The organism is Thalassococcus profundi (assembly GCF_003344785.1).
GTDB classification, from domain to species: Bacteria; Pseudomonadota; Alphaproteobacteria; order Rhodobacterales; family Rhodobacteraceae; genus Puniceibacterium; species Puniceibacterium profundi.
This window is the reverse complement of the sequence record NZ_QPMK01000024.1, coordinates 17,032-29,129: the sequence shown is the minus strand read 5'-3', so window position 1 is coordinate 29,129 and position 12,098 is coordinate 17,032. Positions and strand designations below refer to the sequence as shown.

The following is a 12,098-nucleotide window of genomic DNA, read 5'->3' as shown; positions in this document are numbered from 1 at the left end:
CACGTTGATTAGATTATTCGTAAGGCTTTGAGGCATGGACATTGATCGCCTCCTGACCAGCATTCGTGACGATTCGCCATCGGGTGACGAACTGCGCAACGACGCGCAGTTCCATGCCTTGGAGCGCATGATGGATCCCGCCGCGCGGTCCAACCGGCTGAATTCAGACGGATCCGTGGCCGAGGCAGTGCCGAATGTGGACTGGCAGGGGCTGCTGGATCAGGGTCACGACCTGGCCGACCAGGGCCGCGACCTGCGGCTGCTCACGATCCTTGTGCGCGCGAATTACAACCTGAACGGGTTTGCGGGCCTCGCCGAGGGTCTGTCGGTTCTGACCGGCAGCGTGGAGCAATATTGGGACAGCCTGCACCCGGCGCTGCGCGACCGCGACGACGCCAAGATGGCGGCGCTGCCGCGGCTGAACGCGATCAAGCAGCTCGAGAACGACGACGACGGCTTGCTCTGCGACCTGCGCTTCGGGATGATGCTGAACCCGCGCGGGATCGGGCCGATTACCGGCGACGACCTGGCCGCGGCGGTGCTGAGCGATTTCGAGATGCTCAACAGGGCCGCGTCGGGTCTGAGCCAGGCCGAAAAGGATTCGCTGGTCGCCGCGCATGGCCAACGGGTCAACCGCGTCACCGCCGCCGCCCGCGCCATGGCCACGGAAGAACCCGACCGCGCCGCGGAGATGATCGCCGGCCTCACGGCCTGCGATACGGCGATCGCGGCGCTGGTCTCTGCGGTGAACGAGAAGGGCGGCTTTGGCAGCCAGCCGGGCCTCGCGCTGACCGAGCTGACCGAATTCCTGGGACTGTGCCGCCAGACGCTGGAAAAGGCCGTGGGCGCTTCGGCGGCGAATGCGGCGCCGGTGGAGGACAACCCCGCGGCCCCTGCGCCCGCCGCGGCAAACGGTGCCGCGCCCGCCCCGTCGACGGCCGCCGCTGCCGCCCCGCCCGGGACGGTTGCCTCGCGCGAGGATGTCGAGGCGGCGCTGGAGCGCATCATCGGCTTTTACGAACGCACCGAACCCAGCAGCCCGATCCCGCATCTCGCGCGGCGGATGCGGCGGATGGTGAAAATGGATTTTCTCGAATTGATGGAAGAGATCGCGCCCTCGGGTCTGAAGGAATTCCGCAATATCGCGGGCGTGGAAGAGGGCAAGAAGAAATGACGTATGAATTTGACGCACAAGGGAAGGACTGAAGATGAGTGACAGCAAGCAGAAGGTCATCGAACGAAACCGCGCGCCGCGCGTGCAGATCGCCTATGACGTGGAGCATTACGGCAGCCCCACCACGATCGAACTGCCCTTCGTGATGGGCGTGATGGCCGATCTTGCCGGGGCGTCCGAGACCAAGGAAGCCCAGAAGCCGATCAACGACCGGACCTTCGTCGAAACCGATGCGGGCCGCTTCTCCAAGTTCATGGAGGCGCTGTCGCCGCGCGTGAAGACGCGGGTCAAGAACACCCTGCCGACCGCCGAGGGCGAAGAGGCCGAGGAAGAGCTTTTCGTCGACCTGTCGTTCAAGAGCATGTCGGATTTCGCCCCCGACAAGGTGGCCGAACAGGTGCCCGCGCTGGCGGAACTGCTGACCATGCGCAAGCAGCTCGAGGAACTGCTGGGATACATGGACGGCAAGGTCGATGCCGAGAAGCGCATCGCGCAGCTGCTGACCAACCAGCCGCTGCTGGCCCAGGCCGCCGAACAGGCGATGGCCGCCACCAAGAAGGAGGATTGATGGATGGCTGAACAGGAAAAGCAGGCCGCCGGCGGCGCCGCGGAAGCCGAAGCGCTTGATCTCGGTGAATTCAGCGAACTGCTGGAAAAGGATTTCCGGGTCAAGGATTCCGAAGGCGAGAAGCTTCAGGCGCTGGTCGCCAACCTGGCGCTGGCCGCGCAGGAAAAAGCCGGAACCGCGGCCATTTCCGGCAATGCGGTCAAGTCGATCAAGTCGCTGATCGCCGGGATCGACCAGATCCTGACCAAGCAGATGAACGAGATCCTGCATGCCCCCGAGGTGCGCCAGATCGAAGGCACCTGGCGCGGGCTGCATTACCTCGTCAACAACACCGAAACGGATCAGAAGCTCAAGATCCGGGTGCTGAACGTCAAGAAGGACGAACTGGCCGATCATCTCGAGGATTACGAGGGCCAGATGTGGGACCAGTCGCCGATCTTCAAGAAGATCTACAGCGACGAGTATTCCATGTTCGGGGGCGAACCCTTCGGCGCCATCGTCGGCGCCTACGAGTTCAGTCACAAGCCCAAGGACGTGGGCATGCTGCGCAACCTCAGCGGTATCTGCGCCGCCGCGCATGCGCCGTTCATCGCCGCCGCCGCGCCGCAGCTCTTCCGCATGGAAAGCTGGTCGGAACTGCCCAACCCGCAGGACCTCGAACAGATCGTCAGCAGCCCCGACTATGCCTCGTGGCAGTCGCTGCGCGAAAGCGAGGATGCGCGCTATATCGGTCTGACCATGCCGCGCGTGCTGGGACGGCTGCCCTACGGCGCCGAGACGGTGCCGGTCAAGGGCTTCGATTTCGAGGAAGAGATCGAGGGCAACCACGAGAACTACGTCTGGATGAACGCGGCTTTTGCGATGGGCGTGAACATCAATCGCAGCCACAAGATTTCCGGCTGGGGGACGCAGATCCGGGGCGTGGAATCGGGCGGCACGGTGATGAACCTGCCGGTGCATACCTTCCCGACCGACGACGGCAGCGTGGCGATGAAATGTCCCACCGAGATCGCCATCGACGACCGGCGCGAGGCAGAGCTGGCCAAGCTCGGCATGATGCCGATCCTGCACCGCAAGAACACCGACGTCGCCGCCTTCATCGGCGCCCACAGCCTGCAGGACGACGAAACCCGCGCCGGCCGGCTGGTCGACCCGGATGCGCAGGCGAACGAGCGGCTGTCCGCGAACCTGCCGTATCTCTTCCCCGTCAGCCGCTTTGCCCATTACCTCAAGGCGATCGCGCGGGACAAGGTCGGGACGTTCAAGGAACGTGCCGACATGCAGGTCTGGTTGAGCGAGTGGATCAACCGCTACGTTCTCGCCAACCCCGCCATGGCCGACGACAAGGCCAAGGCCAAACGACCGCTGGCCGCCGCAGAAGTGCAGGTGGACAGCGTTGAAGGACGGCCCGGATATTACAACGCCCGGTTCTTCCTCCGCCCGCACTACCAGCTTGAGGGGATCAACGCGTCCCTGCGGCTGGTGTCGGAACTACCCTCGGTGAAATCGTAAGAGAATTTATTTAACCAAAAGGAGACCACCAAATGCCATTAACCGGATATCTCAAGATCGGCGACATCGCCGGTGAATCGCAGCGTACCGAGCACGAAGACGAGATCGACATCCACGACATCATGTGGAACATCGAACAGGGGTCGGCCGCGCAGGTCGGCAAGGGCCGGTCGCGCGCCCGCGCCCAGGTCGGCGCCCTGATGCTCAAGAAGTTCGTCGACGCCTCGACCCCGTACCTTCAACTGGCCTGTATGCAGGGCAAGTCCTTCCCGGACATGATCCTGTCGGTCCGCAAGGACAGCGGTGACGCGCATCTCGACTACCTGATCATCACCATGGAGAACGTCACCATCTCGAAATCCGAGATCCTCGGGATCGGGGATGTCGAGGGCGGCGAGATCATGGAAGAGGCGCTTGGCCTCGTGTTCGAGAACGTCACCGTGAAATACGTCGTGCAGGCCGATGACCACTCGGCGGGCGACGAGCACGAGATCAGCTACGACATCGCCGCGGGTGTCTGAGGATCGCAGGGGCGGGGCATTGATCTGTGACTGACCGCACCAATGCCCCCTCCGTGTCCCGGCAGGAAGCCGTCCAGCCGTCTCTCTGGGACAGGCTGGTCGACGACCTGCCGGGTCTGGTCGCCGAATCCGACGCGCTGCGCCGCGATCTGGTGACCGAGATCATGGCCGAGGCCGGCAGCGACCGGGCCGATGCCGAAGAGGACGCCGCCGCGCTCATCGCGGGCGGCGCTCGTGCCATCGAACGGCGCGAGGATCTGTCGCCCGACACGCGGCAGCTGGCGCATCGGGTGGTGCAGCTTACCACGCGGCGCCGCAGGCTCGAGGAGAGCGGCGTGATCGTGACCGCCGACGTGCTGCGCGAGGCGGTGCGCCGCGACATCGAAATGCTGTTCAACATCGAACGTATGGAGGCGAAGTTCCTGCTCAGCGACCGCGAAGCCCTGGACCACCCGGACCCGACCAGCCAGCTGGCCGACTTCCCCGAGGTGCGCGCCTCAGTGCTCAACTACGGCGTGCCGTCCTTTTCCGGGCGCATGGGATCGGATTTCGACAAGGACGATCTTGCCCGCGAGATCAAGGCGGTGCTGAACATCTACGAGCCGCGGTTGAAGAAGGAGAGCGTCAAGGTGCGCGTGCGCAGCGGCGAAAAGACCGGGCTGCGCATCGACATCGACGGGGTCCTGCTGCTGTCGCCGGTGCCCGAGCGGCTGCGCCTGTCGACCAGCATCGACCTCGACAACGGTCAGGCCATGACCGCGCTGGAGGTGCGCTGATGGACCAGGCGTTTCTCGAATATTACGAAGAGGAGCTGTCGCATATCCGCTCGCTTGCGCAGGAATTCGCGGCGCTGCATCCCAATGTCGCGCGCAACCTGTCGATGGATGCGATCCCCTGTCCGGACCCTTACGTGGAGCGATTGCTGGAGGGCGTCGCCTTTCTGGCCGCGCGGACCCGGCTCAAGGTCGATGGCGAGGCCAGCCGCTATACCCGCAACCTGATCGACACGCTGTATCCCGACCTTGCCGGCCCGGCGCCCGCGATGACCATGGCGGCGATGACGCCCGGGCCGCAGGTACAGCGCATGTTCGACGGCCACGTGATGAAGCGCGGCACGCGGATGATGTCGGGCCTGCGCGAAGGGCAGCAGACCCGCTGCACCTACACGACCGCGCAGCCCGTTCACCTCTGGCCGGTACAGATCGGCGCGGTCGGCTATCTGCAGGACAAGGGCGCGCTGGCGCAGGCCGGCGTCGGAGAGCCCGCCGCGCGCGGGGCCGCGGCGGGCATTCGCATCGCGCTGAAGCGGCAGGGCGCGGGATCGTTGGCGGACCTGTCGCTGGACCGGCTCGACCTCTACTTCGGGGCCGGCACCCGTGGTGGTACGATCTTCGACGCGGTGTTCGGTTTCGGCGCCGGGGCGGTGGCGCGGCCGGCCGACGCAACCACCCGATTCCGGCGGGTCGGCGCGCCCGCCATGGTCGGCATCGACGATGCCGAGGCGCTGCTGCCGCGGGTCCGGTCGTCCTTCGAAGGCTACCGCCTGCTCCGGGAATACTTCCTGATGCCCGAGCGGTTCTATTTCCTGCGGCTCGACGGGTTGTCGCCGGTGATCCGCGCCAGCGGCACCCATGACGTCGAACTGGTGGTGCTGCTGGACCGCGAACGGCCCGAGCTGACCAGCATCTCGGCCGCCGACTTTCAGCTCTTCGTGACGCCGGTGGTCAACTTGTTCGAGCACGAATGCAACATCGTCGAACTGCGCGCCAACCGCGCCGCGCATATCGTTCAGGCCGACCGCACCCGCCCGCGGGATTTTGAGATCTACCGCCTGTTGCGGGTCGAAGATGCCGAAAACGAGGGCCCGCAGGCGCGGGTGACGCCGCTCTTCTCGACCGAAGCGCAGGCCGACAGCGGCCATGTCTATTCCGCCGACCGCCGTCCGCGCCGCCCCGACACCGAAGAGGTCCGGCGCGGCCAGACCCGCAGCAGCTATGTCGGCGACGACTTCTACATCTCTGTGGGCCGACCCAGCCAGCGGCGTGCCGCGGCGCCGCTGCGGCGGTTGGACGTGCGCGCACTTTGCACCAACCGCGACCTGCCGATCCTCGACGACATGCCGGTGCTGACGCTGGACTCTGGCGATCCGGTGCAGACCGTGACGCTGCTGTCGCCGGTGAAACGCCCGCGCGCCAGCCTGCGCGCCAGCCTGCCTTCGGGTGCGACGGACGAGCGGCGCATCGACGACCTGACCTGGCGCTGGATCTCGCAGCTGTCGCTGAACCACATCTCGCTCGCCGGGGACGAGGCTGGCGCCGAGCCGCTGCGCGCCCTCATCAAGCTCTACGCCGACCGCGGCGACCCGGCGCTGGCGCGGCACGGCGCTTCGCTCGTGCGGCTGCGGTCGCGTCCGGTGGTCGAACGGCTGCAAGTGCCGGGGCCGCTGTGTTTTGGCCATGGCACGGAAATCACGCTCGACATCAACGAAGGGCTGCTGTCCGGCGGCTCGGCGCTGCTGCTCTCGGCGCTTCTGGCGCGGCTCTTTGCGCGCCATTCCGCGATCAATTCGTTTGTCTGCACCCGCACACAGCTCACCCAGGCCCAGACGGAGGTTCGATGGCCGATGACGCCCGGAACACGCGCCCTGATCTGACCGACCCCTCGGCAGTCGCGGGCATGGATTTTTTCGAGCTGCTGCGCCAGCTCGAAACCGCCGAGCTGCGCTTTGGCCGGGCGGGCGGAGCCGGGCGCGAACCGGCGCGTCTGGGCCAGAGCGCGCGCATGGCCTTCGCCGCCAGCGATGTCGCCGAGGTCACGCCCGGCGCGGCCGAGGCGCCGCCGCAGATCAACGTCAACGTGCTGGGCCTGATCGGACCGGAAGGCCCGATGCCTCTGCATATGACGCGCTGGATCATGCAGCGCCTGTCGAACCGCTGGTTCGCCGGAGACAGCCAGGGGGCGAGCGCGGACACCTCCTTCCTCGACTTCGTCAACATGCTGCAGCACCGGATGATCGCGCTCTACTGGCGGGCCTGGGCCGACGCCCGGCCCGAGGTCCATATCGCCCATGGCGACGGCGGGCGGGTCACGGCGATGATGCGCTCTCTCGCCGGGCTGGGGCTGCCGGGGACCACGACCGGGGACGTACGGCTCGACGGGGCGAAACTGCGCCATGCCACGTCGCTGGCGCTCGAGGCGCGCAGCCCCGAACGGCTGACCGCGTTCCTGGAGACGGTGCTGGGCGTGCCGGTGGCGCTGACGGAATACCTGGGTGTCTGGATCGACCTGCCGGAGCACCTGCAAAGCCGGTTGGGGATGCAGCACGCCGGTCTCGGCACCGGTGCCGTGGTCGGCGGCCGGGTCTTCGACCGGCAGGCCCATGCGGAACTGCGGGTGGGGCCGCTGACGCTGGCGGAGTTTACCGCTTTTCTGGATGACACCGCCGCGCGGGACCGGCTGCGGCAGGCGCTGGTCTTTGCCGCCGGAAAGGATATCGCCTTCGGCCTGAGGCTGATCCTGGCCGCCGACGAAGTGCCCGCGGCGCGGCTTGGGTCCTGCCAGCTGGGCCGCACCACCTGGCTCAACCCCGATCCGGCGCGCGATGCCGACGACCTGAGCTTTGCCAATGTCACCGAACGACCGCCGGAAAGGAGTGCCGCATGACCCTGCGCCTTGTCATCGAATCCGCGCCGGGGCCGCAGGCGGTGTCGGAACACCTGTTCACCGGCGGCCAGCTCAGCATCGGGCGTGGCGACGATGCCGACTGGCAGCTCGACGATCCGAGCGCCTATGTCTCGCGCCGCCACTGCATCCTGAGCGAGGAGGGCGGGCGCATCATGGTGACCGATGCCTCGTCCGGCGGGCTTTTCATCGACAATGCCTCCAGCCCGGTGGGCACCGGCAAATCCGTGCCGGTAGAGCCGGGGATGCGGCTGCACATGGGCGATTTCGTGCTGCGCGTCGAAGCCGCGCGGGGGGCAGCGCCTGGGACGGAGGCACCGAAACCGGGCCCGGCGGCGCGCGGCGGCTTCTTTGCCGACGAACCGCCCGCCCCGCCGCCCGAGCCGGTGGCGCCGCGCCCGGCGAACCTGCCGGACCCGTTCGGCCTGCGCAGCGACGGCAAACCCGACGAGCGGCACAAGGAAGTGGCGCGCAACCCGCGACCGCTGGACCAGGCCGATCCGTTCGGGCTCGACCTGCGCCGCCCGCAATCGCAAGAGTCCGAGTCCGCGCCGGACCGCCCGTCGCGCGGCGGATATTTCGACACGTCGACGCCACGAGAGGAGGAGGCGGCCAGACCGCGCGCGCCGGAACCCGAGCCCGAGGCGCCGCCGGTCAAGAAGGACATTTTCGACAGCTGGAAGGTCGAGCCGGTCGCGGAGAGGCCACTACCCGCCGAGGCTCCGGAAGAGCCGCCTGCTGCGGAGAAACCGCTGTTCGACGCGCCGCTTTTCGAGGCGCCGGACCCCGCGCCGGTGCCGCCCGAACCCTTGCCGGAATCGGCGCCGCCCGAACCCGAACCCGAACCGGAAGTGCTGCCAGCCCACGCGGCCGCGCCCAAACCGGCGCCGCGGCCCCTCTCCGCCGAGGACGGCGACCTGCGCGACGCACTGCTGCGCGGCATGGGTCTGGACCCCGAAAGCCTGCCCCGGCCCGAGGATCCCGCCGCCGAAATGGCGCATCTCGGGCAGTGCCTGCACGACCTCGTCGAGGGGGTGATGCTGCTGTTGCGCACCCGTGCGCAGGAAAAGCAGAAGGTCCGCGTGGCCCAGACCATCATCGCCAATGCCGATGTGAACCCTCTCAAGTTCCTTGCCACACCCGAGGACGCGCTTGCGGCGCTGATCCGTCCGCGGGGGCGCGGCTACCTCGCCCCCGACCAGGCGGTGCCGGCGGCCTTTCGCGACCTGGCCGACCACCAGGTCCGAACCTGGAGCGCCCTGCAGATCGCGCTGCGGCGCATGGTCGACAAGTTCGACCCGGCGGAGATCGAAAAGGAGATGGCCGACGTCGGCCTGCTCGAATCCCTCGCCGCAGGGGGCCGCAAGGCGAAGTTGTGGCAGATCTACGAAGACCGCTACCGCGACATTGCGCAATCGGCCGAAAAGCAGTTCCTTGGAGATGTCGGGGCCGATTTCAGAGATGCCTATGAAAACAAAGGGAGTTGAGACGATGATTTTTCCACGCCGTACCTTTCTGCTGACTTCTGCCGCAGGCCTCGCGCTGGCCGGTTGCGGGCCGGAGGAACCGACGGTCCTGACGGTCACCGCCCGCGCCCAGCCCGGCATGAACCGCGGCTCGGGCGGCGGCGACCGCCCGGTGACCCTGTCGATCCTGCAGCTGTCCGGCTCGGGCGCCTTCGACGCCGCCGACTACTTTGCCCTGCAGGACCCGTCCGGCGCGCTGGGTAGCGACCTCGTCAAGGCCGACCAACTGGTCCTGGCCCCCGGCGGATCGGCGAGCCGCGCCATCACCATCCAGCCCTCGACCAGCATGATCGGCGTGGTCGGCGGCTTCATCAGCCCCACCGGACGCACGGTGCGCGACAAGATCCCAGCGCCCGGCGCTAGCCAGGGGCTTCTCATCACGGTCGGATCGGGCGGGCTGTCGCTTGCCGCGGTCTGAGACCACGTCAGAAGGACGAACATGACTGACAGGAACAAGGTGGTCTGGTCCGAGGGGCTGTTCCTTCGGACCCAGCATCTGCAACAGCAGGACCGGCACACGGACTGGCTGATCCGCCAGGTCCTGGGGGCCCTGCCGCGCCATGCCTTCGGCTTTACGAAGCTGGAGCTGGACACGATCGCCCTGGAGGAAGGACAGGTCGCCGTGGCGGTGGCCGAGGGCGTGCTGCCCGACGGCACCTTCTTCGCGGTGCCCGGCGACACGGAGTCGGTGGCGTCGGTGCCGGTCAGCGCCAAGTCCGGCGCGGGGCATGTCTACCTCGCGCTGCCCACGGCGGGCAGCGGCGCGCAGATCGACCCGGCCCATGCCGACCCCAGCGGCACCCGCTATCGCGGTACGGTGATCGAAGTGCGAGACATCATCCGCGGCGGCGCCGAACCGACCGAGATCGAGGTCGCCGCGCTTGCCCCCAAGCTGCTGCTGCCCGGCGACGAGGTCGCGGGCTACAGCACCCTGCCGGTTGCCCGGATCGAGGGGCTGACCGCCGAGGGGGCGGTGGCGCTCGACAAGGACTTCATCCCGCCGGCGCTCAACATCGGTGCGGTGGACTGGTACGGCCAGCTCCTGAAGGAGATGGTGACCGGGCTCGACCGCATCGCCGATGCGCATGGGGCCATGGTGCTGGGCGGTACAGGTGCCTCCATGGAGAACCTGCTGATCCTGGAGCTGGCCAATGCCGCGCGGCCGCGGCTGGCGCATATGGGGGCGCAGCTCAACGATCACCCTTCGGCACTGTACCAGGAACTGGCGGGGCTGGCCGGGCGGATGGCCACCTTTGGCGCCTCGGCGCGCCGCCTGGGCGATCTGCCGGACTACGATCACACCGATCCTCAGCTGAGCTTCCAGGCGCTGGCGGACACGCTGCGGTCGCTGGTGCTGTCGCTGCGGCACGTGGAGCCCAAGAGCCGTGCGCTGCGGGTGTCGCGCCATTCCGAGAACATCTGGACCGTGCGCATCGACAACCCCGAGATCATCGCCAGCAGCCGCATCGTGCTGCGCGTGGGCGGCGACATCTCGGAAAAGCTGCTGCGCAAGATTTTCGTCGATCAGGCCACGGTTGGAGCGGCGGATGCCTTCGACTCGCTCTGGAAATCGCGGCTGACCGGTATCCCGCTCAAGCCGCTGAACAGCCAGCCGCGCGAGATCCCCTACGACGGCGACCGGCTGTGCCTGGAACTGGACCGCACGTCCGAGCACTGGGCGGCGCTGGCGGATGCGCCGGGCTTCGTGCTGGGGGTGGCGGGGAACCTCGAGCGGGAACCCCAGATCGACTGTTACGCGGTGAGCCGGTGATGACATGAGCGCAGACGATCCCTTTGGCCTTGAGAACGACGCCGGGCGCACCCGCATCCGGCCGGTGCGCCGCAGCGCCCAGCCCGCGCAGCGCCAGGCCGGGGCCGCGCCGGTGGCGCCGGTGCGGATCTCGCGCGCCAGCGATAACCCTCTGGTCAACGCCTATGCCGCGCTCCTGGGCATGGCGCCCGAGCTCGAGCGGGCCACCGCGCCCGACAACCCGGACGTGCTGCGCACCCGCCTGCTGGAAAGCCTGACCCATGCCCGCGATTCCGCCGTGTCCGCCGGGGTGCCGCTATCGCGGGCCGACCAGGGCGCGTGGTTCGTGGGCGCGCTGCTGGACGACATCGCGCTGAACACGCCTTGGGGCGGGCATTCCGGCTGGCCCCGGATGCCGCTTGTGGTGTCGATGTACGGCAATGTCGACGCGGGCGAGCGGTTCTTCGACCTGGCCGAGGACCTGATCCGCTATCCCGAACGCGACCCGCAACTGCTGGAGCTGGTGTTCCTGTGCCTGTCGCTGGGGTTCCGCGGCAAGTATCGGATCAACGGCGGGTCGGGCGAGGCGGCGATTGCGCAGATGCGGGTGCAGATGAACCGGCTGCTGCACGACCGCGACCAGGCCGAGGCGCCGCTGGCGCCGAACTGGAAAGGCGTCGAGGCGACGGATGACGAACGCCGCTTCATCGTGCCGCTGTGGTCCATCGGCCTGATGGCGCTGGCACTGATCACCGCCGTCTATGTCGGGCTGTCGATCCAGCTGTCGAACCGGGGCGAGCAGCTCTTTACCCTCGCCTCGGTGCTGCCGCCTCCGGAGCGCGCCGACATCTTCCGCCCGGTGATCGAAACCGTCGAGGCGCCGCAGCTGACCGCCGATCCGCTGGTCTTTGAACTGCTGCCGCTCTTTGCCGAGGCGGCGCCCGAGAACACCGCGAAGGCGCTGACGGGGCGCGAAGACGTGTCGATTGCCGTGGTCGTCATGCAGGCCACCAATCCCGAGGTGTTCCGGTCGTCCAAGGCCGATCTCAACGACGGCTACGGCCCGCTGGTGGCCAGCGTCGCGCAGGTGATCCGCGACAACATCGACTTCATCGGCGCGGTCAAGGTCGTGGGCCACACCGACAGCATCCCGGTGCAGACCTCGAACCCGTTCCGGTCCAACCAGGGTCTGTCCGAGGCGCGCGCCAAGACCATCGCCGACATGCTGGTCGCGGCCGGCGTGCCGGCGGGGCTCGTCACCTCCGAAGGCAAGGCCGCGACCGAGCCGATTGCGGACAACGGCACGCGCGAGGGCCGCGCGCGCAACCGCCGGGTCGAAATCATCCTGCAGAAAAAGGTCTGAACG

11 protein-coding genes are annotated in these 12,098 nt (G+C 67.8%); all 11 read left to right on the top strand.

Annotated elements, in window-relative coordinates; translation table 11 throughout:
• Positions 1-34: 34 nt before the first annotated feature.
• From tssA to icmH, 11 genes are read left to right on the top strand one after another with little or no spacing between them, the layout of a single operon-like run.
• The gene (gene tssA, locus DU478_RS20705) at positions 35-1,174 is read left to right on the top strand and encodes a type VI secretion system protein TssA (protein WP_114512773.1); all 1,140 of its coding nucleotides are present in this window, start codon (positions 35-37) and stop codon (positions 1,172-1,174) included.
• 34 nt (positions 1,175-1,208) lie between these two features.
• The gene (tssB, locus tag DU478_RS20700) at positions 1,209-1,742 is read left to right on the top strand and encodes a type VI secretion system contractile sheath small subunit (protein WP_114512772.1); all 534 of its coding nucleotides are present in this window, start codon (positions 1,209-1,211) and stop codon (positions 1,740-1,742) included.
• 3 nt (positions 1,743-1,745) lie between these two features.
• Entirely contained in the window at positions 1,746-3,254 is a 1,509-nt protein-coding gene (gene tssC, locus DU478_RS20695) for a type VI secretion system contractile sheath large subunit (RefSeq protein WP_114512771.1), read from the top strand.
• 32 nt (positions 3,255-3,286) lie between these two features.
• Complete coding sequence (locus tag DU478_RS20690) at positions 3,287-3,775, top strand: Hcp family type VI secretion system effector (RefSeq protein ID WP_114512770.1); 489 nt, start codon at positions 3,287-3,289, stop codon at positions 3,773-3,775.
• Between the two features lie 26 nt (positions 3,776-3,801).
• A complete protein-coding gene (tssE, locus tag DU478_RS20685; protein ID WP_233501495.1) occupies positions 3,802-4,551 on the top strand; it encodes a type VI secretion system baseplate subunit TssE in 750 nt (249 codons plus the stop codon).
• A complete protein-coding gene (tssF, locus tag DU478_RS20680; RefSeq protein WP_114512769.1) occupies positions 4,551-6,428 on the top strand; it encodes a type VI secretion system baseplate subunit TssF in 1,878 nt (625 codons plus the stop codon). The genes tssE and tssF overlap by 1 nt, the downstream gene beginning before the upstream one ends.
• Positions 6,392-7,438 carry a type VI secretion system baseplate subunit TssG gene (gene tssG / locus DU478_RS20675; RefSeq protein ID WP_114512768.1) on the top strand — a complete coding sequence of 349 codons (1,047 nt, stop codon included), beginning with the start codon at positions 6,392-6,394 and terminating at the stop codon, positions 7,436-7,438. Before tssF ends, tssG begins: the two co-directional genes overlap by 37 nt.
• Positions 7,435-8,943, top strand: a complete 1,509-nt coding sequence (tagH, locus tag DU478_RS20670; protein WP_114512767.1) for a type VI secretion system-associated FHA domain protein TagH — start codon at positions 7,435-7,437, stop codon at positions 8,941-8,943. Before tssG ends, tagH begins: the two co-directional genes overlap by 4 nt.
• Positions 8,944-8,947: 4 nt before the next feature.
• Positions 8,948-9,400: a type VI secretion system lipoprotein TssJ gene (tssJ, locus tag DU478_RS20665; RefSeq protein ID WP_114512766.1), complete on the top strand. Its 453-nt coding sequence runs from the start codon at positions 8,948-8,950 to the stop codon at positions 9,398-9,400.
• 21 nt (positions 9,401-9,421) lie between these two features.
• A complete protein-coding gene (gene tssK / locus DU478_RS20660) occupies positions 9,422-10,753 on the top strand; it encodes a type VI secretion system baseplate subunit TssK (RefSeq protein ID WP_114512765.1) in 1,332 nt (443 codons plus the stop codon).
• A 4-nt stretch (positions 10,754-10,757) separates the two neighbouring features.
• A complete protein-coding gene (gene icmH, locus DU478_RS20655) occupies positions 10,758-12,095 on the top strand; it encodes a type IVB secretion system protein IcmH/DotU (RefSeq protein WP_114512764.1) in 1,338 nt (445 codons plus the stop codon).
• Positions 12,096-12,098 lie beyond the last annotated feature (3 nt).

Bases quoted from the DNA above. Each gene is read 5' to 3' on its own strand.
- tssG (WP_114512768.1), top strand. From the start codon at position 6,392: ATGGCCGATGACGCCCGGAACACGCGCCCTGATCTGACCGACCCCTCG.
- tssC (WP_114512771.1), top strand. From the start codon at position 1,746: ATGGCTGAACAGGAAAAGCAGGCCGCCGGCGGCGCCGCGGAAGCCGAA.
- tssA (WP_114512773.1), top strand. From the start codon at position 35: ATGGACATTGATCGCCTCCTGACCAGCATTCGTGACGATTCGCCATCG.
- tssB (WP_114512772.1), top strand. From the start codon at position 1,209: ATGAGTGACAGCAAGCAGAAGGTCATCGAACGAAACCGCGCGCCGCGC.
- tssK (WP_114512765.1), top strand. From the start codon at position 9,422: ATGACTGACAGGAACAAGGTGGTCTGGTCCGAGGGGCTGTTCCTTCGG.
- DU478_RS20690 (WP_114512770.1), top strand. From the start codon at position 3,287: ATGCCATTAACCGGATATCTCAAGATCGGCGACATCGCCGGTGAATCG.
- tssF (WP_114512769.1), top strand. From the start codon at position 4,551: ATGGACCAGGCGTTTCTCGAATATTACGAAGAGGAGCTGTCGCATATC.
- icmH (WP_114512764.1), top strand. From the start codon at position 10,758: ATGAGCGCAGACGATCCCTTTGGCCTTGAGAACGACGCCGGGCGCACC.
- tagH (WP_114512767.1), top strand. From the start codon at position 7,435: ATGACCCTGCGCCTTGTCATCGAATCCGCGCCGGGGCCGCAGGCGGTG.
- tssJ (WP_114512766.1), top strand. From the start codon at position 8,948: ATGATTTTTCCACGCCGTACCTTTCTGCTGACTTCTGCCGCAGGCCTC.